This is a genomic window from Streptomyces sp. NPDC026673 (assembly GCF_040638135.1).
Taxonomy (GTDB): Bacteria; Actinomycetota; Actinomycetes; order Streptomycetales; family Streptomycetaceae; genus Actinacidiphila.
Window position 1 is genome coordinate 13,843 of the sequence record NZ_JBEZXR010000083.1, and the last position, 24,238, is coordinate 38,080.

Here is a 24,238-nt window from a genome sequence, read left to right on the forward strand (position 1 = left end):
GGGTCGGAGCCCGCACCCCGCCCGCACCCGCTCGGCGCGCGCGAGGGGGTGCCCGGGCGCGCATTCCGCCCGCCGACGGGGCGTGCCCATTCCTGCACGGGGACATCCCCCGCACTCGCGCGAACACCTTCGCGCTTTTCGGACGCTTGGCCGATTCGCTTTACCCCGGCGGGGTTTCCGCATTCCCGGCGGAATCCGCATTCCGCCGACGCGGTGGATTCCCTCAGCCCTCGCGCCGCGCCTCGCGGTCCGCCGCCGCGGGCGGACCGCCGCCGTAGTCCAGCCGTTCCGCCGTCCTCACCAGCCGCTCCAGCGCCGCACCGTCACGGGGTCCGCCGAGCAGGCCGCGGCGGGCCCGCGCCGCGATGCCGTACAGGCGTACGGAAAACAGGCGTTTCGCGTTCCAAAACGCCATCCCGCGCCACCCCTTCCGCCGGTTAGAAATATCTACCAAGGTTGAGCGTATGAGAAATGCGGCACCGAAACAGGCAATGGAGTGGCTGGCCGCCTCCGCGGCGGATCCGCGGGCGTGCAAGCGGGAATGGGAGCACGGGGAGAGCGGGACCGTCCTGCTGCCCGCGGGACGCTTCTGGGACGTGCTCAGCGTTCCCGAGGAGCTCGGCCTGCTGGCCCTCGACGCCCTGCTGCGCCTTCCGCGCTCGGAACCCGGGCCCACCCTCGCCGACACCGCCTCCCGCCGGGTCGGCTTCTTCCTCCCGCCGGACCCCGTCAGCAGATGGGTGGGCTCCGGCATCCGCTACGCCGGCACAGGCGCCTGGATCGCCGTCCCGCCCCCGTACCGGGCCGCGGGGGCCCTGCGGTGGCTGGTACCGCCCGACGGCAGCGGCACCCTCCACACCCCTACCTCGGTTGAACTGGCCCTGTTCCAGGCAGCCGTGGCGGCAGACTGCCGCCGCTGAGACCGCCCGCCCGCGGGCCGTCCGCCACGGCGGGTCCCGGTACGGCGGGTCCCGGTACGGCGGGTCCCGGTACGGCGCGCCCGCGGGCCCGCCAGTCGGCCAGGAGCCCGGAGTAGATCGGCGGGTCCATCCAGTAGGCGCCCGTGAGTTCGGCGAAGGTCCGGTGGTGGTCCGCATGGCCCCGGAGGAGGCATCCGCGCGTCGAGGATGTGCTGCTGTCCATGTCCCCTTGCAACGCGACTCGTACGCCGGTGGTACGTCCGGGCGGGCAGCGCCACTGGAACGAGTGAGCGCGCCCCCCTCGTTAGGGGCCTTCAGTTCAGCCTCTGACCCGCTCATCGTCTCATCGGCAAGCGGCGGGAGGTGAGCCCGACAGCCCGAGCGCGTGGGCCAGCAGCGGCCATGCCGCCGCGAACTCCTTTCGCCAGTAGGCCCATTCGTGCCGGCCACCCTCGTAGTAGTGCGTTGTCACCGGGATGCCACGGAGCTCCAGCGCGGTGGCGAAGACCTGCGTGGCCGGCCACAAGGTGCTCTCCAGCACCTCCGGGAGCAACTCGTCCCCGCCGCCCGATGCCGGGGCGGCGGCGCCGCTCCCGCAGGACACGTACAGCGCGGTGCCGCGCAGCCCTCCCGCGCGCGCCGTGGGGTTGAAGGCCCGCCAGGTGTCCCACCCGTCGACGGGGTCGCCCCAGAGTGTCCCGGGGCAGAGGCTCTCGCGGAGCATGAGGGCGTCGAGGACGGTGGGCACCCCGGCGAAGGTGGTGTCCAGGACGCCGCTGAAGGAGGCGGCGGCACGGAACGCCCCCGGGTGGCGGGCGGCGTGGGCCATGGCTCCGTGGCCGCCGGTCGAGACGCCCGCCACGGCCCGCACGCCGGATGCCCGGTAGTCGCGGCGCAGCAGTCCATCGATTTCGCCCAGCTGGAAGGACTCGTAGTCGGAGCCGTCGAGCCAGCGGCTGGACAGGCCCGCGGGGCCGCAGTCCGGCATGGCGAGGATGAGGCCGCGGCCCTCGGTGAGCTGCTCCACGCCCGCTTCCCGGGTCCAGGCGGTGTGGTCCTCGTGGGGCCCGTGCAGCAGGTACAGCACCGGCCAGGTGCGCCCGGGCGTAGGCGCGTGGTCCTCGGGCAGGACGATCCGCACCGCCGCCGGGCGGCCGAGTGAGGCCGACGCGACCGTGAGGTCCCAGGTGCGCGCGTCGACGCGGGTCGCGGCGGCCACCTCGGCGGCGGTCCCTCCGGGTGCGCGTGCGGTGCTGGGGGTCATGGGGCGGCTCCTCACAGGACGGGTGCGCGACGGGGCGCGCACGAACCGGACGCACTCCCTTTACCCGGGGTAACGGATGGCGGCCGGGAGTGGTTCAACGGCGGCCGCGGTCACCCGCGACGCGCCGGAAGCCGACGCCGCGCCGGGGCGAAGTCCTGTGACCGACCGGTAGGTTCGGTTCCGATGACCCCACCGCGGGGGCCGGCACGGACGAGGGAGCACACGCGCATGACCTGGTTGCTGTACGGAGCCACCGGCTACACCGGCCGCCTGGTCGCCCGGGAGGCCGTGGCCCGCGGGGAGCGTCCCGTGCTCGCGGGGCGGTCGGCCGCCGCGCTGGCTCCGCTCGCCGCGGAACTGGGCCTGGAGCACCGGGTGGTCGGCCTCGGCGACGCGACGGCGCTGCGCGAGGCGCTCGCGGACGTCGACGCGGTGGCGCACTGCGCCGGGCCGTTCTCGGCGACGGCGCTGCCGATGGCGGAGGCGTGCCTGGACACCGGAACCCACTACCTCGACATCACCGGTGAGATCGACGTGCTGGAGGCGCTGCACGCACTGGACGACCGGGCCCGCGCGGCGGGTGTGGTCCTGCTGCCCGGGGCGGGATTCGACGTCGTGCCCACCGACTGCCTCGCCGCGACGGTGGCCGCCGCGCTGCCCACCGCGACCCACCTCGACATCGCCTTCGTGGTCGGCGGCGGCCCGAGCCCCGGCACGGCGCGTTCCGCGCTCGAGGCCCTCGACAAGGGCGCCGGCGGCCGGGCCCGCATCGACGGCGTGATCCGCGAGGTTCCGCTCGGGTACCACCGGGTCACGGCGTCCTTCCGTACCGGCGAGCGCTCGGTGGCCTCCATCGCCTGGGGCGACGTGAGCACGGCCTACCACTCGACGGGCGTCCCGAACATCTCGACGTACACCTGGCTGCCGGGCGCGCCGCTGCTCGAGCGCGTGCTGGGGATCGGCCCGGTGCGGCGGCTGGCCCGCGCCGGTGTCGACCGCTTCCTGAAGGGCCCGGGCGAACGGGCGCTGGCGCGCAGCCGGTCGCAGGTGTGGGCCCGGGCCCGCGACGCGCACGGCGGCGAGGCGCAGGCGGCGCTGTCGACGCCCAACGGCTACGCCCTCACGGTGGATTCGGTGCTGCGGATCGTGACCCGGCTGCCCGGACTGCCGCACGGCACGCGGACCCCGTCCTCGGCGCTGGGCGCCGACTTCGTACTGGAACTGGACGGAGTGCGCCGCAACGGGCCGCGTCTTCACTGACCCCACGCCGCCCTCCGGGCCCGGGCCGGCCAGTACGGGCAACGCGGTCCGCACACCCGGAGGTTCGCCCGCCGTCCGCCACCCGCCGTCCGGGGACCCGCCCCGGAACCGGCGTCGCTCAGGAGGCTGCGGGCGTCCGGCCGGTCACCGCCGCCGCCGCCGTCGCCCAACCCTCCAGGCGCGTGACGACGTGCCCCGCGCGGTCCGGCCGATGCAGCCCGCCGCGCGCGGCCGCGTGACCGCGGGTGCCCATCGTGCGGCGCAGTCCGCAGTCGTCGCGCGGGCGGGGGACGGCCGCCGGGGCCTCGTACACCGGGCCCGTGGCCGGCTGCGCGAGCACTTCGGGCCGGACAAGGTCCGGGCGGCGTGGACGGAGCTGGTCACCGGTTCCGCGCCCTGAGCTGCCGGGGCGGGGGTCCGGCCGCAGACCCCGCCGGGGGCGGCCCCTGGGTCAGGCGGCGACGGCCGGGACCCGGCGGCGGGCGGCCACGGCCCGGCTGTAGCGCATCGTGAAGAGCGCGGGGACGGCGAAGCCGCAGACCTTGACGGCGATGATCGCGGTGAGCGCGTGCGGCACGACGGCGAGCAGGGCGGCCAGGAGTACGGCGTTCACCGTGAAGGAGGCCGCCCACACCGCGGTGATGATCACGTTGGTGCGGAGGAAGACCGGGTTCTCCCAGACCTGGGACGGCACCATGGTCCTGGCGATGCCCAGGGTGAACGGCCTGCGGACGGCCAGCGAGCCCCAGGCGGTGAGCGCGAGCCAGCCCAGGGAGAGCGCCGTGCTGTAGGGCTCGAGCGGTGAGTCCGGGGCGGCGAAGGCCAGCGTCGCCAGCAGGGCGAAGAACACCCCGGAGCTGAGCTCGACGACCATCCGGTCCGCCGGGCGTCCCGCACGGCGCTCCGCCGCGACCAGCCCGGTCGACAGCACGAGGCCGGCGAGCGCCCCGTAGCGCCAGTCGATCTCGGTGGCGACGACCGCGAAGGCGATCCACGGAAGAAAACTGCGGAGGTACCCCATGTCCGATCCCGATCCCCTCGACATTCGACATTCCTGTACTGACATGTCAAAGCTAGAAGCTCCACTCCCGACATGTCAAGAGTGGAATGTTAAGATGCGCGCCATGAGCCTTCGCCACGCCGTCCTGGGACTCCTCGCCGATCACCCGGCGAGCGGATACGACCTGCTCAGGACGTTTCAGACGTCTCTGGCCAATGTCTGGCCCGCCACCCAGAGCCAGCTCTACACCGAGCTCAACCGGCTCGCCGAGGCCGACCTGGTGACCGTCGCCGCCGAGGGGCCGCGCGGACGCAAGGAGTACGCGATCACCGAGGCGGGCCGCACGGAGCTGCTCCACTGGCTCACCGAGGTCGAGCCGCAGCGCAACCGCCGCAGCGACGCGCTGCTGCGGGTCTTCTTCCTCAACCAGGTCGACCCGGAGCGGGCCCGGGCCTACCTGGAGCGCGAGGGGGCCGTGGCCGCGGAGCGTCACGAGGGGCTGCGGCAGCTCGAGCGCTCGGTCGACTGGGACTCGGGCGGCGACCTCGCCTTCTACGGCCGGCTGACCCTGGAGTGGGGACTGCGCTTCACCCGGATGCAGCAGGAGTGGGCCGTGTGGGCCGCCGAACACCTCCGTGATCGCACGCCGGGGGACGCCGGCCGGCCGTAACATGGCGCCGGGGTGGTGACTGGAGGTGCGCATGACCACGGAAGAGTCGCCGTACGACATCCTCGTCGTAGGTGGTTCCGGAGTGGACACCGTCGTGCGGGTGGACTCCCTGCCCGTGCCGGTCGTCGACTCCCTCGGGGTGGAGCCGATCCGGGAGTGGCCCGGACAGACCGGCGGCAACGTGGCACTGGGCTGCCGCTCGCTCGGCATGAGCGTGAAGTTCCTCGACTTCGTGGGCGAGGACTGGATCGGCGCCATGGTCAGGGAACGCCTGGCCAAGGGCGACGTCGACTTCGAACCGCTGATCTCCCCCGCCGGCACCCGGCGGGCCGTGAACCTCGTGGACGCCACAGGCCGCCGGATGTCCTTCTACGACGGACGCGACCCCGCGGACCTGCGCATGCCGCGCGAGTTCTACCTGCCGCACCTGCGCCGGGCCCGGCATGTCCATCTGTCGATCTCGAATTTCACGCGCTTCCTCTACGACGACATCGGGGAACTGGGTGTACCCGTCTCGACCGATCTGCACGACTGGGACGGACTGGCCGAGCACCAGCGCGAGTTCGCCCGCCGCTCCGACCTGGTCTTCCTCAGCGCCGCGGGAGCCGGCGAGCGCATCGCGGACGTCATGCGGGGCATTCTGCGCGACGGCCGCGCCCAGGCCGTGATCGCCACCGCCGGCGCGGGCGGCGCCTATCTGCTCGCGCGGGACGCGGGCAGCACGCCCCGCCACATCCCGGCCGCCACCCCGCACGCACCGGTGGTCGACTCCAACGGCGCGGGCGACGCCTTCCTCTGCGGCTTCCTCCACGGGCGGATGCGCGGGCTGGACCTCGACCTCTCCGCACGCCTCGGCGCGATCGCGGGCGCGTACACCTGCACGGCGGAGGGCAACCTCGCCCTCATCGACGCCGCGACGCTGGAGTCGGCTCAGGTCTCCCTCTCGGGCGCGTAGTCGGCCTCCTCCAGTCCGAAGGTCCAGGCGACGCCCTCGCGGGCGGTCCGGGTCCGCGGCGGCACCCGCAGCCAGTATGTGCGATGGGTGCCGTCCGGCTCCGGCGTGGAATTGACGACCTCGACCATCACCAGCGGCTCGTCCCCCTCCAGTTCGATCCGCCACAGCACCCCGGCCGCGTCCCGCTGCACGGGCTCGGCCCCGGACTCCTCCAGGTATCGCTCGTAGCCGTAGTGCTCCAGCATCACCCGGCGCAGCTCGGCGTTCTCCTCCTCGCGTATGCGGCGCGGGGTCAGACCGGCCAGGCCGTCGAGGAATTCGGCGGGGACGGGCATGCCCCGCCAGGCGTGCAGGGCGAAGCCGTCCGGGTACGCCAGCGCGGGACCGTCGCCCCGGTCGAGGCGGCCCGCCTCGTCCCGGTGGAGTTCCCGGGGGCGTTCGGCGACGACCGCCGTGCGCTCGTAGGGCCACCACCAACCGGCGTTCCGGGCGACCGCGGCGATCCCGGCCAGCCCCTCCGTGCCCTCCTGGCCGTCGAAGGCGGCCAGCCAGGCCGCGTCGTGCTGCCCGAGCACGGCGTCGAGCAGCGCGAGCCGCACGGCCTGCTCGCCGCCGGGCGCACCGGAGGCCGCGTCGACGACACCGGTCCGTATCCGCTCGGTCAGCAGCACCGTGGTGTCCCACAACTGCGCACCCGTCAGGGCCCAATGCTCCGCCCAGCCGACCGCGCCGAGCCGGTCGGCGACCCGTTCCCGCGCGGTCGCCCACGGCCGCGTCCGGACCGCGTCGCGGACGCTGCGGCCCGCCGCCCCCTCCGCCGTCAGGCGCGCGGCAAGGGCCACCGCCTCCCGGGGTGAGGCCGCCCACACGATCCGCTCGGGCTCGGGCAGCCCGGCCAGCCGGTAGGCCAGGCGCACCCCTTCCTCCGCGGCCGCGCGGTCCGCCGGATCGGTCGCCGCGGCGACCTGACGCCACGTCGCCGTCGTGTCCCCCGTCGCCGGCTCCGTCGCAGCCGCACCCGAGCCCATGCCCGAGTCCACGCCCGACTGCGCGCCCGTGTCCATCCCCGCCACCGTCGTCATCGCTCCGCTCCCCCGTCCTCGTCAATCCGCCACGACGCGCACCGCGCCGGGCACGTACTCGCGCTGGCGCACGACCCGGTACCAGCCCTTCGGCAGCGGTATCGCGGCGTGCTCCTCGTGCACCACCCGCCCGCCGTCCGGGAGATGGAGGTACGCCGCCCCGAACGGCCCGGCCTCGCGTACCAGCGTCCCCGGGCCGACCACCGCGTGCGCGTGTCCGGTGACCTCGCCGAGGGCGAGCACGAGCCTGCCCCGCGCGTCCCTCGGCTGCCGCGGCAGCCGGTCCGTGCCCGGCGGCACGGCCGCCTCCGCGACGGGCACGATCAGGACGTCCCCCTGCCGGTACATGCGTGTCTCCCTTCGCCGTCGGCGCCCGCCGACCCGATGTCCAGGACGCTACGCCGGGGGTGTGACAACGCCCCCCGACGGCCTGTGCACAACCCGCGCCGAGCACTGTCGGAGGGGCTTGGTAGAACTCTTCGCAAGCACGGCACCACGTCACGGCACCACGTCACGGCACCGCGTCCGTCCATCCCGGGAGACCACCGATGTCCCACGTCGAACATCTGCAGGAACTGCACGGCCTGCCGGCCTTCGACTTCCCCGCGCCCGGCGCGCGGCAGGAGCTGCCCGCCGCCGGCGCGGTGGCCTGGCGGCTCTCCGTCAACCCGTGGGAGAGCGACACGAAGGAGACCTTCGCGCAGGTGTGGGACCGCTTCCTCGACACGGTGGACACCGCCGCGGTCCGGGCCGTCGTCGTGGGCCAGTGGGGGGAACCGTACGACAACGACTCCGGTGTCATCGTGCGGCAGCTCGTCGAGGCGCGGGAGCGTCTGTCCGCGCTGGAGGCCGTGTTCATCGGCGACCTGGAGATGGAGGAGGCCGAGATCTCCTGGATCGAGCAGTCCGACGTGACCCCGGTGCTGGAGGCCTACCCGCGGCTGGAGGTCCTCGGTGTCCGCGGCGGCTCGGGGCTGCGCTTCCCGGCCGTCCGCCACCAGCGGCTGCGCACACTGCGCTTCGAGGCGGGCGGCCTGCCCGGCGAGGTCGTCCGCGGTGTCGCCGCCAGCGAACTCCCCGCGCTGGAGCACTTGGAGCTGTGGCTCGGCGTGGAGGAGTACGGCGGCGACGCCACCGTCGCCGACCTCGCGCCGGTCCTGGCAGGAGGCCGCTTCCCCGCGCTGCGCCACCTCGGCCTGCGCAACAGCGAGATACAGGACGAGATCGCCGCCGCCGTCGCCGCCGCCCCCGTCGTGGCCCAGCTCTCCTCGCTCGACCTGTCGCTGGGCGTGCTCACCGACGAGGGCGTCAGCGCCCTGCTCGCCGGCCAGCCGCTGACCCATCTCAACTGGCTCGACCTGCACCACAACTTCGTCACCGAGCCGGTCGCCGAGCGGGTGAAGGCCGCCCTCGAGCCCTCGGGCGTGGAGGTGGACCTCTCCGAACCCGGTGACGAGGACGAATGGGACGGCGAGATCCACCGCTACACCGCCGTCGCGGAGTGAGGCCGTCATGACCGTCACCCGACATCTGGAGAACTTCCACGGGCTGCGCGTGCACACGCTGCCCGAGGCCGGCACGGCCGGGCTGCCCGAGCCCGGCGCCGTGGCCTGGCGGCTGGACTGCTTCGAGGCCGGCGACATCCCCTTCCCCGAGCTGTGGGATCGCTTCACCGCGTCGGTGGACACCACACGGGTGCGCGCCCTGGTCCTCGGGCCCTGGTGGGACGACGAGTACTCCGAGCTGCGTCCCGTGCTGGAACGGGTGCTGGCGGACGCGGAGCGCTTCCCCGCCCTGCGCGCCCTGTTCCTCGCCGATGTGACCGGCGAGGAGTGCGAGGTCTCCTGGCTCCAGCTGACCGACGTCACGCCCGTCCTGGAACGCTTTCCGCTGCTGGAGGAGTTCGGCGTCCGCGGCGGTGACTCGCAGGGCCTGGGCGAGGAGCCGCTGTCGCTCCGCCCCCTCCGCCACGAGGCGCTGCGCGTGCTGCGCTTCGAGTCCGGCGGGCTGCCGGGAGCGGTGGTGAGGGCGGTCGGCGCCTGCGAACTGCCGGCGCTGGAGCGGCTGGAACTGTGGCTCGGCGTGGAGCAGTACGGAGGGAACGCCACCGTCGCCGACCTCGCGCCCGTCCTGGCCGGTGGCCGCTTCCCCGCGCTGCGCCACCTCGGCCTGCAGGACAGCGAGATACAGGACGAGATCGCGGCGGCCGTGGCCTCCGCTCCCGTCGTCGCGCAACTGGAGACGCTGAGCCTGTCCATGGGCACCCTCACCGACACCGGTGCCGAGGCGCTGCTGGGCGGCCAGCCGCTCACCCATCTCAAGCGGCTCGACCTGCACCACCACTTCCTGAGCGGGGCCGTGGCCGAGCGGCTGCGCGCCGTCGTGGGCTCCGCGGGCACCGAGGTCGACCTGTCGGAGCACTGCGAGCCGCACCGCTGGCGGGACGAGGAGTGGCGCTATGTCGCCGTCTCCGAATAGCGGCGCCGGCGGAGCGCTCCGCATCACCGTCGTCGGCAACCCCGGCAACCGCAGGACGACCCTCTTCGCCGGTGCCGTGCGGGCCGCGGGGCACCCCGCGCCGCGCGTGCTGGCGTGGCGGGACGTGCTGCGCGGCCGGTACGCCTTCGCGCCGGGCGAGTTCGTGCGCGTCGACTCGCCCGGCGAGGACGCGGAGGTCGACCGCCTGCTGCGGGGCGCCGACGATCCGGCCAGGGTCGAGGGCACCGCGTTGTGGTACCGCCGTTTCACCGCCGCCGTACACGAGGTGGCGGGGGCGGCGCGTCGTGCCGGGGCGACGGTCTCGGCGGATCCGCGGGAGATCGCGGTCCTGTTCGACAAGCGCCGCTGCCATGCCCGGCTCGCCGACGCGGGCGTCCCGGTGCCGCCCGCACCGGCCGGGCCGCCGGTGCGCGGCTGGCCGGAGCTGCGGGAGCGACTGCGGGCCGCCCGGATCTCCCGGGCGTTCCTCAAGCCCGCGCACGGCTCCTCCGCCTCCGGGGTGGTGGCCCTCGCCATGGCGGGTCCCGGCCGGATCAAGGCCACGACGTCGGTGGAGACCACCCCTGACGGCCGGCTGTTCAACTCGCTGCGCGTACGGGAGTACACCACGGAGCCCGAGGTCGCCGCCCTCGTCGACGCGCTGGCCCCGGACGGGCTCCATGTCGAGCGCTGGCTGCCCAAGGCGTCCCAGCGGGGGCGGGCGGCGGACCTGAGGGTGGTGGTGGTCGCCGGCCGCGCCACGCACGCCGTCGTGCGCACCAGCCCGCACCCCATGACGAACCTCCACCTCGGCGGCGCCCGCGGCGACCTGGACACGGCCCGTGCGGCGATCCACGCCGCGGGCGGCGACTTCACGGACGTCCTCACGACGGCCGAACAGGCCGCCGCCTGCTTCCCCGGCACGCTCTGCGTCGGTGTGGACATCCTTCCCGCCACGGGCTGGCGCCGCTTCGCCGTCGGCGAGGTCAACGCCTTCGGGGATCTGCTGCCCCGGCTGACGGGCCTGCCCGGCAGCGGCGCCGAGGGCCTGGACACCTACGCCGCCCAGGTCGCCGCCGTACCGGCAGCGATGGAGCGCGCGCGACGCGAGGAGCACCACCATGACACCACCGCTTGACATGAACGAGATCGTGGGCAGCCACGACATCCTGCTGGTCACGCTCGACACCCTGCGCTACGACGTGGCCGCCGAGCTGGCCGCGGCCGGCCGCATCCCCCACCTGGCCCGCCATCTGCCAGACGGCCGCTGGGAGCGCCGGCACGCGCCCGGCAGTTTCACCTACGCCTCCCACCAGGCGATCTTCGCGGGCTTCCTGCCCACGCCCACCGCGCCCGGCCCGCACCCGCGGCTGTTCGCGGCGCGCTTCGCGGGAAGTGAGAGCACCGCGGACGGCACCTTCGTGTACGACACGCCCGACCTGGTCTCGGGCCTGGCCGATGCCGGCTACCGCACCGTCTGCATCGGCGGTGTCGGCTTCTTCAACCGGCAGGCGCCCCTGGGCTCGGTACTGCCGGGCCTGTTCCAGGAGAGTCACTGGGAGCCGGAGTTCGGGGTGCCCTCCCCCACGTCCTTCGAGGCCCAGGTCACCCGCGCCGAGAAGGTCGTCGCCGGGCTGCCGCGGGAGCAGCGGCTGTTCCTCTTCGTCAACGTGTCGGCGCTGCACCAGCCGAATTGGTTCCACCTGCCCGGCGCCACCCGGGAGGCGGGTGACTCGCGCGCCACCCACGCCGCCGCCCTGGAGTACGTGGACGGCCACATCGGGCGGCTCTTCGCGGCCGCCGCGAGCCGCCGCCCCTGCCTCGCCATCGTCTGCTCCGACCACGGCACGGCCTACGGCGAGGACGGCCACACCGGCCACCGCATCGGCCACGAGGTCGTGTGGACGGTGCCCTACGCCCACTTCCTCCTCGACGGGGCCGCCCGATGACCCTCACCGGCACGACCGTCTCCCCGACGCCCCCGGCCGCCGCCGGCGTCCGCCCGTACCAGCACTACGTCTACGCCTACCCGCACAAGACGGCCTACCGCCCGCTGCCCCGCGAGCGCGCCCGGCTGCGCGACCTGTGGGCGGGCGAACCGAAGGACGCGCTCTCCCTCTACTTCCACATCCCCTTCTGCGAGGTCCGCTGCGGCTTCTGCAACCTGTTCACCAGGATCGGGGCCCCGGACGGCCTGGCGACCGCCTATCTCGACGCGCTGGAGCGGCAGGCCGCCGCGGTGCGGGAGGCCCTCGGGGAGGGCGCGCGGTTCGCCAACGCCGCCTTCGGGGGCGGCACTCCCACCTACCTGGAGGCGGCAGAGCTGGACCGGCTGTGCGATGTCGCGGAGCACGGCCTGGGAGCCGACCTGCGGGCGATACCGCTGTCCGTCGAGGCCTCGCCCGCGACCGCGACGGCCGACCGGCTGTCCGTGCTGGCGGCCCGGGGCGCGACCCGCCTCAGCCTCGGCGTGCAGAGCTTCGTCGAGGCCGAGGCCCGGGCCGCCGTCCGCCCCCAGCGCCGGGCCGACGTCGAGGCCGCCCTCGGCCGGATCCGGGAGGCGGGGATCCCCGTCCTCAACATCGACCTGATCTACGGCATCGACGGCCAGACCGAGCGCTCCTGGACCGAGTCCCTGGACGCCGCCCTCGCCTGGCGGCCCGAGGAGCTGTACCTGTACCCGCTGTACGTCCGCCCGCTCACCGGCCTCGGCCGGCACGCGGCCGACACCGCGCGCGACGACGCGGCGTGGGACGAGCAGCGGCTGCGCCTCTACCGCCACGGCCGCGACCACCTGCTGGCCCGGGGCTACGAGCAGGTGTCGATGCGCATGTTCCGCCGCGCCGACGCGCCCACCACTGGCGGCGGCGACTACGCCTGCCAGACCGACGGCATGGTCGGCCTCGGCTGCGGCGCCCGCTCGTACACCTCCACGCTGCACTACTCCTTCGACTACGCGGTCGACATGCACCGCATCCGCGGCATCATCGACGACTACGCGGCGCGCACGGCGGAGGAGTTCGGGCACGCCGACTTCGGCTGGGCGATGGACGCCGAGGAGGCGCGCCGCCGCCATCTGCTGCAGTCGCTGCTGCAGGCGGAGGGGCTGCCCGTCGCGGAGTACCGGGACCGGTTCGGCACCCGCCCCGGGGAGGACTTCGCCGAGGAACTGGAACGCTTCGCGGACCGCGGCTGGCTGGACGGTTCCGCCGGCCCGGAGCTGCTGCGGCTGTCGCCCGAGGGGCTGGCCCACTCCGACGCGGTCGGACCCGAGTTGTTCTCCGCGGCGGTGCGCGGGCGCATGGCCGCCTACGAGCTCAAGTGAGGGGCCCGTCGTGGACCTGACGATCCTCTACCGCGGGCCGCTGGCGTCGTGCGACTACGACTGCCCGTACTGCCCCTTCGCCAAGCGCCGCGACAGCCGCGCGCAACTGACCGCCGACCGCGCCGCGCTGGAGCGCTTCGCCGGCTGGGCGGCGGGGCGTACGGACGACCGGCTGGCCCTGCTGTTCACCCCGTGGGGCGAGGGCCTGGTGCGCTCCTGGTACCGCCGGACGCTCGCGGAGCTGAGCCGGCTGCCGCACATCCGCCGGGTGGCCATCCAGACCAATCTGAGCGGCCGCACCGACTGGACGGCCGACGCCGACCCGGACACGCTCGCCCTGTGGTGCACCTTCCACCCCGGCCAGACGCCCTACGACCGCTTCCTGGCCAAGTGCCGCGACCTGGCGGACCGCGGCGTCCGCCACAGCGTGGGCGTGGTCGGCCTGCCGGAGCACCTGGAGCAGGCCCGCAGGCTGCGGGCGGACCTCCCGGAGCACGTCTACCTGTGGGTCAACGCCGCCGAGGGCCACACCTACACCGACGCCGAGGCGGCGGAGTGGACCGCGCTGGACCCGCTCTTCCCGTACAGCCGGAATCCGCACCGCAGCGCGGGCCTGCCCTGCCGCACGGGCGAGTCCGTCGTGTCGGTGGACGGCGAGGGCACGGTGCGCCGCTGCCACTTCGTCCGGGAGGAGCTGGGCAACCTCTACGACGGCTCCTATCGCGCGGCACTGCGCCCGCGGCCCTGTCCGCTGGCCGTCTGCGACTGCCACATCGGCTATGTCCACCTGGAGACGCTGCCGTTGTACGACGTGTTCGCGGGCGGGGTCCTGGAACGGATCCCGGCCGGACCGCCGCCCGGGCGGACGCCGCTCCGGCTCCTGACGCCGACGTCCTCGTAGCGGGCCCACCTCGCGGCCCCCGGCGAATCCCCGCGAGCCCCCGCGGCCCACCGACGGCGGGGCCGCGTCAGCCCTTGCGGCCGACGCCTCCCCAGAAGGCGATACGGGTGTGCTCGCCCTCCTCCGGGAGCGGGGAGTCCGGGCGCCACCGCGGGACCTGCACGATCCCCGGCTCGACGAGGCTGAACCCGTCGAAGAAGGGCTCGATCTGCGGCTTGCTGCGCAGGTTGAGGGTGGAGGTGGCGTTCTTGTAGGCCTCACCGGCGTCGGCGTCGACGTCCGGGTGGAAGTCGGTCGTACCGTGGCTGAGGATCAGGTGGCTGCCCGCCGGCAGGTTCTTGACGAGGGTGCGCACGATCCCGGCCGGGTCCTCGTCGTCGCGGACGAAGTGCAGGAGCGCGACGAGCATCAGCGCGACCGGCTCGTCGAAGTCGATCAGCTCCCGGATGGTGGCGTGCTCGAGGATGGTCTCGGGCTCGCGGACGTCGCCGAGGAAGAAGCCGGCGTTGCCGGTGTTGGTGAGGCGCGCGCCCGCGTGGGCGGCGACGATGGGGTCGTTGTCGACGTACGCGACCCGGGCCTCGGGGACGACCGAGCGGGCGACCTCGTGGGTGTTGGGCGAGGTGGGGATGCCGGTGCCGATGTCGATGAACTGCCGGATGCCCTGCCCGGCCGCGTAGCGCACGGCACGCCGCATGAAGTCCCGGTTGGCGCGCGCGCTGGGGCGCGCGTCGGGGGTCATGCGGATCACCATCTCGGCCGCCTCGCGGTCGGCCTCGTAGTTGTCCTTGCCGCCGAGGTAGTAGTCGTACATCCTGGCCGGGTGGGGCCGGCTGGTGTCGATCTCCTCCGCGGAGAAACCCTTGTCGGTCAACGCCCTGCTCCGTTCGGATTCCGGTGACCCGTGGGGTCCGGGTCGGTGCGGTTCGTGGTCTGGTGGCCGGTCCGGTCGTTCACGGCAGCAGGAAGTCGGCCTGGCCCGCCTTGGCGCCCTGGATGAACGACATCATCTCGCTGCCGGTGTAGATCAGGCAGGGCCCGTCGGGATCCGTGGACTGGCGTAACGCCACGCGGCCGTCGTTCAGTTTGAGGGCCTCGACGCACGAGCCGCTGTTGCCCCCGCTCCACGGCTTGCGCCAGCCCTCTCCGGCGAGTTCCTTCGCGGGCATGCCGTTGTAGATCCGCTTCATGGTCATGTCTCCCTGTGGATTCCACCGAGGATCCGCTCGGTGCTCTGGGTCGGCGCGGCTTGTGCGCACATCCGGTCCAGGGCCTCAAGGAAGGTCGAGACATCGTCTCGGTCGTCGAAGTAGACGGCTCCGACCAGGCTTTCGGAGTAGACGACGTCCGGGAGGTCGTGCGTCTGGAACCGGAAGATGTGGAAGGGCCCGTACATGGCGGGGTGGGGCCCGGCCGTGAACGGCATGATCTGCAGACGCACGTTGGGCAGGGCGCAGGACTCGATCAGCTTGGCTATCTGGGCGCGCATGACCGCCGGGCGCCCGATGGGTCTTCGCAGCACCGTCTCGTCCATGACGATCCACACCAGCGGCGCGTTCTCCCGGGTGAGCAGCGCCTGCCGCTCCATGCGCAGCGCGACCCCGCGCTCGACCTCGGCGTCGTCGGCGCCGGGGTTCCCCGCGCGCAGCACCTCTCGGGCGTAGTCCTCGGTCTGCAGCAGTCCGGGGACGTAGTGCGGCTCGTAGGCGCGGATGACGCCGGCCTCGCCCTCCAGGCTGACGAAGGCGCTGAACCAGTCGGGCAGGACGTCGCGGTAACGGTGCCACCATCCGGGCTGGTTCGCCTCCCGGGCGAGCGCGAGGAACTCCTCGAGCTCCGCGGGGCCGGTGACGCCGTAGGTGCGCAGCAGCTTCTCGACGTAAGGGAGCTTCAGGCCGACTTCGGCCTTCTCCATGCGGCGGATGGTGGCGTGGGTCACGTCCAGCGCCCGGCCGGCGTCCTCGAAGCTGAACCCGGCCTTCTCGCGCAGGTCCTGGAGCCGTTTGCCGAGCACCACCCGAAGCACGGTGGGAGCACCGGCCGCCCGCGTGTCCGTCACGACCACTTCCCCCAACTCCCCTCTGCCACAAGCAGTGTGTCACGTTGTCAACGAAAACCGACAGTGCGCGACAGCCGTTCTGTAAATTACAGATCGCATCTTGCCAACAGTTCGAACGGGACCGCATAGTAGCCAGGTGGCCCCCTCACCAGACGCTCTGCGGTTAGAGCGCCGTAGCGACCTCGACGCCCGTCGCTGCCAGGACCTCTTCCGTTTGCCCGCCCTCGGGTCCTCGGTCGCCGACGCACGCCATCGCGTGCGGGCACGGCTGCGGGAGTGGGAGGCGGACGAGGGACTCCGCGACGACGCCGAGATGATCGTTTCCGAGCTCTTCACCAACGCCGTCATGCACACCGGCAGTGACTTCATCACCTGCGGACTGCGCTTCGACGGCGCCCGGCTGCACCTCGAGATCAGCGACCAGGGGCGCGCGCCGACTGCGCCCCGGCCGCGGGCGGCGGGCGTCGACGAGGAGGGCGGCCGCGGGCTGCTGCTGGTCGGCGCCCTCTCCCAGGCGTGGGGGGTCCGGCCCACCGGCGACGGTGGCGGCCGTGTCGTGTGGGCCGAACTCGCCTCCGGGACCCCGCCCGTGTGAGCGACGCCCCGGAGGCGCCGGCTACAGCGGCAGCAGGTCCGGGCGCTTGGGCTCCACGTTGTCGCCGGAGGACTCCCCGCGCAGCCGGCGGCCGATCCAGGGCACGAGGTACTCCCGCGCCCACTGGATGTTGTCGCGCCTGATCTCGGCGGGCGCGCGGAAGGGCTCCGGCGGCCACGCCTGGTCGGGGTCGGCCGGCACCTCCAGACCCAGCACCTGCGCGGCACGCAGGGCGACCCGGGTGTGCCCCTCGGGCGACAGGTGGAGGCGGTCGGCGTCCCAGGCCCTGCGGTCCTGGACGGAGCGCAGCGACCACAGGTCCAGTACCGGGGAGTCGTAGCGGTCGGCGATGGCCCGCACATGAGCCGTGTACGTGGCGATCTTGCCGCGCAGATGCCGCAGCACGGGGATGCCGCGGGTGTCGAAGCCCGTGCACAGCACCACGGTGCCGACGGCGGCGGTCAGACGGACCACCGCCGCCTCGTAGCGCTCCGCGACGTCGTCGGGGTCGCTGCCGGGACGCAGGATGTCGTTGCCGCCCGCGCAGAAGGTCACGAGGTCGGGCGCGAGCTCGACGGCGCGCGGCACCTGCTCCTCGACGATCTGGTCGAGGAGGCGGCCGCGCACCGCCAGGTTCGCGTACCGGAAGTCGTGTTCGGGACGGCGGTCGGAGAGGAGGACCGCCAGCCGGTCGGCCCAGCCGATGAACGTTCCGTCGGGACCGGGATCACCTACACCCTCCGTGAAGCTGTCCCCCACGGCTGTGTACGACCCGATGGCGTCACTGTTGTTTCTCTTCGAATCGTCTGGCACGTCGGCACATACTTCACCTCGTCAAGTGACTTACGCCACCGTAACCAGGGGTTGACGGCAGGTGATGTATCCCACCCGGCCGAATTCACCGGATGTGGAATACGGAAGAGGCCGGCCGCCCGGGACCGGGGCGGGACCCGCCGGAACAGGCGCCGCGCCGTGGCGCGACCGGCACCGCCTTCACCGCGCTCCCCCGGGGGTCACCGCACGCGGACACCGGCCCGGAAGACGGCCCGCACGTTCAGGACCGCGGCGGGGTCCTGCGCCGGGTCACCCTCGACGGCCAGGAGGTCGGCGTCGGCACCCGCGGCGATCCGCCCCTTGCGTCCCTCCACGCGGCACAGCCGGGCCGCCAGGCTCGTCACGGACATCAGCGCGTCGAGGGGGTCGACTCCCAGCCGCGCCAAGTCGCCGACTCCGTGCGGGAGGACGTCGTGAGGCTTGACGGGACCGATGCCGGCGTCCGAGCCGACGACGACCTTGGCACCGGCCCGGTGCAGCTCCCCCATCATGGCGAGGATCCTGTCGACGTGCGCGGCCATCGCCTTGGGCGGATCGATCGCGTGGCGGGGATCCAGGCCCAGCGTCAGGCTGACGAAGCTGCCGCTGTCGACGACGGCACGGATGAGCCCGGGATCGGGGTCCACCCCGTCGGCGGTCAGGAAGGTGGCGTGCTCCAGGCTGTCGACGCCCGCGTCCAGGGCGTCGCGAATGGCCTGGGTGCCGTGGGCGTGGGCGGCGACCGGCAGCCCGAGGCGGTGCGCCTCCTCCACCACGACGCGCAGGTCCTCCGGGCCGTACTGCGAGGCGTGCGGCGGAACGGAGCCGGGGGTCATGTTGCCGCCACTGGCCATGATCTTCACGACGGCGCAGCCGCGCGCATGGCGCTCGCGCACGGCGGCCCGCAGCGCTTCGGCGCCCTCGACCTCTCCGCCGAAGAAGTGGCAGTGCCCGCCCGGCGTGGTCAGCGGAGGTCCGGCCGCCAGGATCTCCGGTCCCCGCTCCGGGTGCCGGGCCAGTTCGTCCGCCAGTGCCAGCGAGAGATAGCCGCGGTCGCCGAGGTCGCGCACGGTGGTGATGCCCGCGTTGAGGGCGGACCGGGCCGCCTCGCGCATATGGGCCAGCAGGTCCGCGTCGCCGGTCGCGGCCAGCGAGGCCACGGGGTCCGGACCGGCGTCGAACGCGAGATGGACGTGACTGTCGACGAGGCCGGGCAGCAGACAGGTCCGCGCACCGAGGTCGCGGACCTCCGTGCCGTCCGAGGGCAGTGCCCCGGTGCGGTCCACGCGCACGATGCGCTCGCCTCTGACATACACCGTGGCCGGTCCTGACAGAGTGAATCCGTCGAACATCGAACCGGCGTGTATGGCATAGGAATTCATCAGCGTCGTTCCCATCGGTGAGGAGTCGTCCCCGCGGTCGGCCCGGCCGTCCGCGGGGACGGCGCGGCCCGGGATCCGCCCCTGGGCCGCGGATCGGGGTCCAGTTTATTTGCCTCATCAAACAACTAAATATCCGGGGTGCTCCACCCCGGGGACGGACATGCTCCCGAGATCACATACCGCCCGGTACGGGCAGCGCCCCCGGGTGCCGTAAGGTCGGGAATGGCCCGGCCGCCGGTGACCCGCACCGTCCGGCCCGTGAGCGAAGGAGCGCCGGTGACCGAGCAGACGCCGCAGACCGCCCCGTCAGAACCCGAGCTGACCGGGGTGCGCAACTTCCGTGACGTGGGCGGCCTCCCGACCGACGACGGCCGCCGGCTGCGTCACGGGCGGCTCTTCCGCAGCGGCCACCTGGCGCACGCGACGGCGGAGGACGCCGCGTTCCTCTCCTCGCTCGGGCTGCACACGGTCTTCGACTTCCGCAACGCCTCCGACATCAAGCTGGAGGGCCCGGACGTCGAACTGCCCGGCGTCCGCAACGTGAACATGCCGCTGAGCGACCCCGCCCAGGGCGCCGAGTTCTGGACGACGGTCCGCGACGGCGACATCGGGGCGCTGCGCGAGATCCTCGGGGAGGGCCGTGCGGCGGCGCGCATGGTGGAGGCGTACCGCCGCATCGTGCTGGACCGCACCACCGAGCACGCCCGCATGCTGGAACTGCTCGCCGAGCAGGAGTCGGTGCCGGCGCTGCTGCACTGCGCCGCGGGCAAGGACCGGGCGGGGACCTCGATCGCCGTCATCCTGCTCGCCCTCGGGGTCCAGCGGGACACGATCGTGGAGGACTACCTCAAGAGCAACGAGGCCCACCGCCGCTACCGCATCAAGCGCGGCGACCAGGCGGAACCGGCCACCACCCCCGAGGTCATGGAGCTGCTCGGACCGCTCTTCGACGCGCGCAAGGAGTACCTGGAGACCGCCTTCGACACCATCGAGGCGCACTGGGGCTCCGTCGACCGGTATCTCGAGAAGGGCCTCGGCCTCACGCCCGAGCGCCGCGAGCGGCTGCGCGCGCTGTTCCTGGACGGCGCGCAGCCGGCCTGACACGAGGCGGCGGGGCCGCCCTACTTGGCCCCGGCCAGGTGGAAGATCAGGAAGAAGAACGCGGCGAAGAAGTGGACCCCCACCAGGTAGATGAAGGTGCGCACCTTGAAGCCCATGGGGGCCTTGCCCCCGGAGTTGCCGGACACGATCAGTCCTCTCGTCATGCGCCGTGGGGGCGCGGGGAACGGCCCTCGCCCAGGCACAGCTCTACGACGGAACTCCGCAGCAGCGTGTGGACGAACAGCAGATCGACACCGTCCGGCGAGGCCGCCGCGATGCGGTGCGGGGTGAGCGAGTCGAAGTGGGCGCTGTCGCCCGGCATCAGCCGGTGCACGGCCTCGCCGAGGGTGAGCCGCAGCTCGCCCTCGAGGACGTACAGCCATTCCTCACCGGGGTGGACGCGCACGAGGCCCTCCTGGGGCCCGGGCGGCACGTGCAGCCGCAGTGCCTGCATCGCCCGCCCCGGATTGCCGGCCGGCCAGTACGTCCAGCCGCCCGCCTCCGCGGGCGGCACGGTGCCGCCGCGGATGACGGGATCGCGTTCCGCGGAGGTCTCGCCGAGCAGGTCGGAGACCGTGGTGCCGTAGGTGCGGGCGAGCGCCAGCAGCATGGGGAGCGAGGGCTGCCGCTGCCCGGTCTCCAGCCGGGACAGGTGCGCGGGCGAGAGCCCGGCGCGGGCCGCCGCCGCCTCCAGCGTCAGTCCGCCCCGGCGGCGGAGCGCACGCAGCTGGGGAGCGACGTCCGGCAGAGGAGCGCCGTCCGCGGTCGGTGAGGTCATGTCTCAGGTATAGACACACTTCGCCCGTGAGGCAAAAAGTTTGCCTCACGGGCAAATTCCATCGGGACGGCCGGTCAGCGGTTGGCGACCGCCTGCTTCACCAGTGTGCGGCCGAACTCCCACATCAGGCCACCGCCGCCGTGCGCGTCGTCCATCACGGCGGTGAAGGCGTCCACGAAGCGGTCCACCTCCCGCTCGCCGATGACCAGCGGCGGAATGAGCTTGATCACCTCCAGGTGGTCCCCGGAGACCTGGGTCAGGATACGGTGCCGCTGCAGCAGCGGTACGACGACCATCTGCGCGAACAGGCCCTTGCGGGCCGCCTGCAGCATCGTCCAGCGGCTGCGCAGCCCGAGCGACGTCGGCCGGCCGAACTCGATGCCGATCATCAGGCCCCGGCCGCGGACCTCGTGCAGCAGTTCGTAGCGGTCCACGAGGGCGGTCAGCCGGTCGCGCAGCAGATCCCCGGTGGCCCGGGCGTTGGCGACGATCTCCTCGTCCTCCATCACCGCGAGGGTGGCCAGCCCCGCGGCCATGGCCTGGGCATTGGAGCCGAAGCTCGCGGAGTGCACCAGCACGCGGTCCATCGACGCGTAGACCTTCTTGAAGATCCAGTCCTTGCCGAGGGTGGCGCCCACCGGCACATAGCCGCCGGACAGGGCCTTGGCGACGCAGACCAGATCGGGCTCGACGCCCTCCTCGTGCCGGTAGGCGAAGAAGTCGCCGGTGCGCCCGATCCCGGTCTGCACCTCGTCGGCGATGAGCAGGGCCTTGTGCCGGTGCAGGAGCTCCTGTGCCGCCCGCAGGTAGCCGGGCGGCGCGCAGTGGACGCCCTTGCCCTGGATCGGCTCGACGATGAACGCGGCCACGTCGCCCCGGGCCAGCTCACGTTCCAGGGCCGCCAGGTCGCCCAGGGGCACGGCGGTGTCGGGGAGCAGCGGGTCGAAGCCCTCCCGGAAGCCGCCCTCGCCGTTGACGGACAGCGAGCCGGTGGTCAGCCCGTGGAAGGCGTGGTCGCAGTAGAGCACCCGGGGCCGGCCGGTGGCGTAACGGGCGAACTTCAGGGCGGTTTCGACGGCCTCGGTGCCGCTGTTGCCGAAGAACACGCGGTCCAGGCCCGGCGCGTACGACAGCAGCCTCTCGGCGAGCAGCCCGGGCAGCGGCTGGCAGTCGAAGCGGGTGAGGTCCGCGAGCCCGGCGTCCAGGACGTCGTGCAGCGCCTTGCGGACCACGGGGTGGTGGCGGCCCAGGCCCATCACCCCGAAGCCGGCGAGCATGTCGAGGTAGTCCCGGCCCTCGTCGTCCCAGAAGTACGCGCCCTCGGCCCGCTCGTAGACCTTGTCGAAGCCGATGGTGTGCAGCATGCGGGGCAGCTGGTGGTTGAGGTACCTGGCGTGCAGGTCGTAGCGCTCGGCTCCGCGCTCGGCCAGCAGTCTCGCCAGGTCGAAGCCCTTGGGCTCAGGATCGGGCGGTGTCATCGCTCATGTGCCTCTCGTTCGGGAGCTGCTCGTTCGCCGTGAGACGGGTGAGGGTCGCCCCGATCCGGCCGGCGATCTCGGCGGGGGTGAGCCCGATGTCGGCCAGCACCTCGCCGCGCTTGGCGTGCGCCAGGAACTGCTGCGGGATGCCGAAGTCGCGGAGCGGCACATCGGTGTCCGCGTCCCGCAGGGCCTGGGCTACGGCCGAACCGACGCCGCCGGCGCGGCCGTTGTCCTCGACGACCGCGACCATCCGGTGGCGGGCCGCGAGCGCGGGCAGCTCGGCGTCGAGCGGCTTGACCCAGCGGGGGTCCACGACCGTGACGCCCACGCCGCGCTCGCGCAGCAGCGCGGCCGCGGCCAGTGCGACGGAGCCGAGGGCGCCGACGGAGACCATCAGCACGTCCGGGCGGTCGCCCCGGTGCAGGACGTCCATGCCGCCGACGCGGTCGATGGCCGGCAGCGCCTCCCCGACGGTCTCCTTGGGGAAACGGATCACCGTGGGCGCGTCGTCCACGTCGATCGCCTCGCGGAGCTGGGCGCGCAGCTGGTCGGCGTCGCGCGGGGCGGCGATCCTCAGGCCCGGCACGACCTGGAGGATCGACATGTCCCACATGCCGTTGTGGGAAGCGCCGTCGTCGCCGGTGACGCCCGCCCGGTCCAGCACGAAGGTGACCCCGCACTTGTGCAGCGCCACGTCCATCAGCACCTGGTCGAAGGCACGGTTGAGGAAGGTCGCGTAGACGGCGACCACCGGGTGCAGGCCGCCGGTCGCCAGGCCCGCCGCCGAGACCGCCGCGTGCTGCTCGGCGATGCCGACGTCGTACACCCGGCGCGGATAGGCCGTGGCGAACTTCTCGAGTCCCACCGGCTGCAGCATGGCGGCCGTGATCGCCACGACGTCCGGCCGCTCGGCGCCGATCCGCACCATCTCGTTGCCGAAGACCGTGGTCCACTTCGGCCCGCTCGACGGCGTGAGCGGCTCGCAGGTCAGCGGGTCCATGGCGCCCACCGCGTGGAAGCGGTCCGCCTCGTCGCGCTCGGCGAAGGCGTAGCCGCGGCCCTTCTCGGTGAGGCAGTGGACGAGGACCGGGCCGTGGAAGCGCCGGGCCCGGCGCAGCGCGGACTCGACCGCCGCGACGTCGTGGCCGTCGATCGGGCCGACGTACTTCAGGCCCAGATCCTCGAACATGCCCTGCGGGGCGAAGGCGTCCTTGAAGCCCTTCTTCGCGCCGTGCAGGGACTCGTAGAGCGGCTTGCCGACGACGGGCGTCTGCTGGAGCACCTGCTTGCCCCAGGCCAGGAAGCGCTCGTAGCCGTCGGTGGTGCGCAGGGTGGCGAGGTGGTTGGCGAGGCCGCCGATGGTGGGGGCGTAGGAGCGCTCGTTGTCGTTGACGACGATGATCAGCGGGCGGTCCTTGGCGGCGGCGATGTTGTTCAGCGCCTCCCAGGCCATGCCGCCGGTCAGGGCACCGTCACCGATGACGGCGACGACGTGGTCCTGCCGGCCGAGCACCTGGTTGGCCTTGGCCAGGCCGTCGGCCCAGCCGAGCACCGTGGAGGCGTGGCTGTTCTCGATGACGTCGTGCTCGGACTCGGCGCGCGAGGGGTAGCCGGACAGGCCGCCCTTGCCGCGCAGTTTGGAGAAGTCCTGACGGCCGGTCAGGATCTTGTGGACGTAGGACTGGTGACCCGTGTCCCACAGGATGCGGTCGGCCGGCGAGTCGAAGACCCGGTGCAGGGCGACCGTCAGCTCGACGACGCCCAGATTGGGTCCCAGGTGCCCCCCGGTCCTGGCCACCGCCTGCACCAGGAAGTCGCGGATCTCCGCGGCGAGTTCGCCCAGCCGCTCCGGCGGTAGGGCCTTCAGGTCGCGCGGACCACGGATGTTCTCGAGCAGCGACACTTTCCCACCTCGCTCCCCTGCCGGGGATTGTTTCGCTTTAGCTCACACTGATCTGGGGTTCTCCTGAGGGCACTCCGTCGGCCTGCATGCGCTCGGCGAGCTTCATGGCCTCCTCGATGAGGGTCTCCACGATCTTCGACTCCGGCACGGTCTTGATGACCTCGCCCTTGACGAAAATCTGCCCCTTGCCGTTGCCCGAGGCCACCCCCAGGTCCGCCTCGCGCGCCTCACCCGGACCGTTGACGACACAGCCCATCACCGCGACCCGCAG

The 24,238-nt window shown here is 73.2% G+C and carries 28 protein-coding genes; 13 read left to right on the forward strand and 15 right to left on the reverse strand.

Going from position 1 to position 24,238, the window contains the following annotated elements:
* Window positions 1-223: 223 nt before the first annotated feature.
* Entirely contained in the window at window positions 224-415 is a 192-nt protein-coding gene (locus AB0F62_RS35780) for a hypothetical protein (protein ID WP_361809387.1), read from the reverse strand.
* Window positions 416-464: 49 nt separating this feature from the next.
* On the opposite strand from AB0F62_RS35780, the gene AB0F62_RS35785 reads away from it, so the two are divergent.
* On the forward strand, window positions 465-920 hold the full coding sequence (locus AB0F62_RS35785; RefSeq protein ID WP_361809389.1) for a hypothetical protein: 456 nt from the start codon (window positions 465-467) through the stop codon (window positions 918-920).
* Window positions 921-1,263: 343 nt separating this feature from the next.
* Here the strand turns inward: AB0F62_RS35785 and AB0F62_RS35790 are convergent, their stop codons facing one another.
* Window positions 1,264-2,184: an alpha/beta hydrolase family protein gene (locus tag AB0F62_RS35790; protein ID WP_361809391.1), complete on the reverse strand. Its 921-nt coding sequence runs from the start codon at window positions 2,182-2,184 to the stop codon at window positions 1,264-1,266.
* Window positions 2,185-2,412: 228 nt separating this feature from the next.
* Here AB0F62_RS35790 and AB0F62_RS35795 point away from each other — a divergent pair, with 228 nt between their 5' ends.
* Window positions 2,413-3,444, forward strand: a complete 1,032-nt coding sequence (locus AB0F62_RS35795) for a saccharopine dehydrogenase NADP-binding domain-containing protein (protein ID WP_361809393.1) — start codon at window positions 2,413-2,415, stop codon at window positions 3,442-3,444.
* A gap of 211 nt (window positions 3,445-3,655) precedes the next feature.
* The gene (locus AB0F62_RS35800; RefSeq protein ID WP_361809395.1) at window positions 3,656-3,844 is read left to right on the forward strand and encodes a hypothetical protein; all 189 of its coding nucleotides are present in this window, start codon (window positions 3,656-3,658) and stop codon (window positions 3,842-3,844) included.
* A 51-nt stretch (window positions 3,845-3,895) separates the two neighbouring features.
* On the opposite strand, the gene AB0F62_RS35805 is transcribed toward AB0F62_RS35800, so the two are convergent.
* The gene (locus AB0F62_RS35805) at window positions 3,896-4,465 is read right to left on the reverse strand and encodes a hypothetical protein (protein WP_361809397.1); all 570 of its coding nucleotides are present in this window, start codon (window positions 4,463-4,465) and stop codon (window positions 3,896-3,898) included.
* A 103-nt stretch (window positions 4,466-4,568) separates the two neighbouring features.
* On the opposite strand from AB0F62_RS35805, the gene AB0F62_RS35810 reads away from it, so the two are divergent.
* The gene (locus AB0F62_RS35810; RefSeq protein ID WP_361809399.1) at window positions 4,569-5,114 is read left to right on the forward strand and encodes a PadR family transcriptional regulator; all 546 of its coding nucleotides are present in this window, start codon (window positions 4,569-4,571) and stop codon (window positions 5,112-5,114) included.
* A 31-nt stretch (window positions 5,115-5,145) separates the two neighbouring features.
* The gene (locus AB0F62_RS35815; RefSeq protein ID WP_361809401.1) at window positions 5,146-6,069 is read left to right on the forward strand and encodes a carbohydrate kinase family protein; all 924 of its coding nucleotides are present in this window, start codon (window positions 5,146-5,148) and stop codon (window positions 6,067-6,069) included.
* On the opposite strand, the gene AB0F62_RS35820 is transcribed toward AB0F62_RS35815, so the two are convergent.
* Both AB0F62_RS35820 and AB0F62_RS35825 read right to left on the reverse strand, forming a co-directional pair.
* Window positions 6,045-7,097: a DUF6745 domain-containing protein gene (locus tag AB0F62_RS35820; RefSeq protein WP_361809439.1), complete on the reverse strand. Its 1,053-nt coding sequence runs from the start codon at window positions 7,095-7,097 to the stop codon at window positions 6,045-6,047. The genes AB0F62_RS35815 and AB0F62_RS35820 overlap by 25 nt on opposite strands.
* 75 nt (window positions 7,098-7,172) lie before the next feature.
* A complete protein-coding gene (locus AB0F62_RS35825; RefSeq protein WP_361809403.1) occupies window positions 7,173-7,499 on the reverse strand; it encodes a hypothetical protein in 327 nt (108 codons plus the stop codon).
* A 200-nt stretch (window positions 7,500-7,699) separates the two neighbouring features.
* On the opposite strand from AB0F62_RS35825, the gene AB0F62_RS35830 reads away from it, so the two are divergent.
* Genes AB0F62_RS35830 through AB0F62_RS35855 form a run of 6 tightly spaced genes read left to right on the forward strand, consistent with a single transcriptional unit; the run spans window position 7,700 to window position 13,855 of the window.
* On the forward strand, window positions 7,700-8,656 hold the full coding sequence (locus AB0F62_RS35830; RefSeq protein WP_361809405.1) for an STM4015 family protein: 957 nt from the start codon (window positions 7,700-7,702) through the stop codon (window positions 8,654-8,656).
* A 7-nt stretch (window positions 8,657-8,663) separates the two neighbouring features.
* Entirely contained in the window at window positions 8,664-9,629 is a 966-nt protein-coding gene (locus AB0F62_RS35835) for an STM4015 family protein (RefSeq protein ID WP_361809407.1), read from the forward strand.
* Window positions 9,610-10,767, forward strand: coding sequence for an STM4014 family protein (locus AB0F62_RS35840; RefSeq protein ID WP_361809409.1), 1,158 nt, complete (start codon window positions 9,610-9,612; stop codon window positions 10,765-10,767). Before AB0F62_RS35835 ends, AB0F62_RS35840 begins: the two co-directional genes overlap by 20 nt.
* Window position 10,768: 1 nt before the next feature.
* Window positions 10,769-11,578 carry an STM4013/SEN3800 family hydrolase gene (locus AB0F62_RS35845; protein WP_361809441.1) on the forward strand — a complete coding sequence of 270 codons (810 nt, stop codon included), beginning with the start codon at window positions 10,769-10,771 and terminating at the stop codon, window positions 11,576-11,578.
* Complete coding sequence (locus AB0F62_RS35850; protein ID WP_361809411.1) at window positions 11,575-12,954, forward strand: STM4012 family radical SAM protein; 1,380 nt, start codon at window positions 11,575-11,577, stop codon at window positions 12,952-12,954. Before AB0F62_RS35845 ends, AB0F62_RS35850 begins: the two co-directional genes overlap by 4 nt.
* A gap of 10 nt (window positions 12,955-12,964) precedes the next feature.
* A complete protein-coding gene (locus AB0F62_RS35855; protein WP_361809413.1) occupies window positions 12,965-13,855 on the forward strand; it encodes an STM4011 family radical SAM protein in 891 nt (296 codons plus the stop codon).
* 67 nt (window positions 13,856-13,922) lie between these two features.
* On the opposite strand, the gene AB0F62_RS35860 is transcribed toward AB0F62_RS35855, so the two are convergent.
* From AB0F62_RS35860 to AB0F62_RS35870, 3 genes are all read right to left on the reverse strand, one after another.
* Window positions 13,923-14,729: an SAM-dependent methyltransferase gene (locus AB0F62_RS35860; protein ID WP_361809415.1), complete on the reverse strand. Its 807-nt coding sequence runs from the start codon at window positions 14,727-14,729 to the stop codon at window positions 13,923-13,925.
* A gap of 79 nt (window positions 14,730-14,808) precedes the next feature.
* Window positions 14,809-15,051, reverse strand: a complete 243-nt coding sequence (locus AB0F62_RS35865) for a DUF397 domain-containing protein (RefSeq protein WP_361809417.1) — start codon at window positions 15,049-15,051, stop codon at window positions 14,809-14,811.
* The gene (locus AB0F62_RS35870; protein WP_361809419.1) at window positions 15,048-15,914 is read right to left on the reverse strand and encodes a helix-turn-helix transcriptional regulator; all 867 of its coding nucleotides are present in this window, start codon (window positions 15,912-15,914) and stop codon (window positions 15,048-15,050) included. The genes AB0F62_RS35865 and AB0F62_RS35870 overlap by 4 nt, the downstream gene beginning before the upstream one ends.
* Before the next feature lie 214 nt (window positions 15,915-16,128).
* Here AB0F62_RS35870 and AB0F62_RS35875 point away from each other — a divergent pair, with 214 nt between their 5' ends.
* A complete protein-coding gene (locus tag AB0F62_RS35875; RefSeq protein WP_361809421.1) occupies window positions 16,129-16,509 on the forward strand; it encodes an ATP-binding protein in 381 nt (126 codons plus the stop codon).
* Window positions 16,510-16,530: 21 nt separating this feature from the next.
* Here AB0F62_RS35875 and AB0F62_RS35880 read toward each other — a convergent pair whose 3' ends face one another.
* Together AB0F62_RS35880 and AB0F62_RS35885 are read right to left on the reverse strand one after the other, a co-directional pair.
* Window positions 16,531-17,322, reverse strand: coding sequence for an SGNH/GDSL hydrolase family protein (locus AB0F62_RS35880; RefSeq protein ID WP_361809423.1), 792 nt, complete (start codon window positions 17,320-17,322; stop codon window positions 16,531-16,533).
* 200 nt (window positions 17,323-17,522) lie between these two features.
* Window positions 17,523-18,638, reverse strand: a complete 1,116-nt coding sequence (locus tag AB0F62_RS35885) for an amidohydrolase family protein (protein ID WP_361809425.1) — start codon at window positions 18,636-18,638, stop codon at window positions 17,523-17,525.
* Between the two features lie 342 nt (window positions 18,639-18,980).
* Here AB0F62_RS35885 and AB0F62_RS35890 point away from each other — a divergent pair, with 342 nt between their 5' ends.
* Window positions 18,981-19,805: a tyrosine-protein phosphatase gene (locus AB0F62_RS35890; protein WP_361809427.1), complete on the forward strand. Its 825-nt coding sequence runs from the start codon at window positions 18,981-18,983 to the stop codon at window positions 19,803-19,805.
* Window positions 19,806-19,825: 20 nt separating this feature from the next.
* Here the strand turns inward: AB0F62_RS35890 and AB0F62_RS35895 are convergent, their stop codons facing one another.
* From AB0F62_RS35895 to AB0F62_RS35915, 5 genes are all read right to left on the reverse strand, one after another.
* Window positions 19,826-19,969 carry a DUF6126 family protein gene (locus AB0F62_RS35895; RefSeq protein WP_361809429.1) on the reverse strand — a complete coding sequence of 48 codons (144 nt, stop codon included), beginning with the start codon at window positions 19,967-19,969 and terminating at the stop codon, window positions 19,826-19,828.
* Window positions 19,966-20,583 (reverse strand): XRE family transcriptional regulator, encoded by a 618-nt coding sequence (locus AB0F62_RS35900; RefSeq protein ID WP_361809431.1) that lies wholly within the window; start codon window positions 20,581-20,583, stop codon window positions 19,966-19,968. Before AB0F62_RS35900 ends, AB0F62_RS35895 begins: the two co-directional genes overlap by 4 nt.
* A gap of 74 nt (window positions 20,584-20,657) precedes the next feature.
* A complete protein-coding gene (locus AB0F62_RS35905; protein ID WP_361809433.1) occupies window positions 20,658-22,061 on the reverse strand; it encodes an aspartate aminotransferase family protein in 1,404 nt (467 codons plus the stop codon).
* Window positions 22,042-23,967 (reverse strand): 1-deoxy-D-xylulose-5-phosphate synthase, encoded by a 1,926-nt coding sequence (dxs, locus tag AB0F62_RS35910; RefSeq protein WP_361809435.1) that lies wholly within the window; start codon window positions 23,965-23,967, stop codon window positions 22,042-22,044. The genes AB0F62_RS35905 and dxs overlap by 20 nt, the downstream gene beginning before the upstream one ends.
* 37 nt (window positions 23,968-24,004) lie before the next feature.
* Window positions 24,005-24,238 (reverse strand): flavodoxin-dependent (E)-4-hydroxy-3-methylbut-2-enyl-diphosphate synthase (locus tag AB0F62_RS35915; RefSeq protein WP_361809437.1); only part of this gene is annotated, 234 nt, incomplete at its 5' end.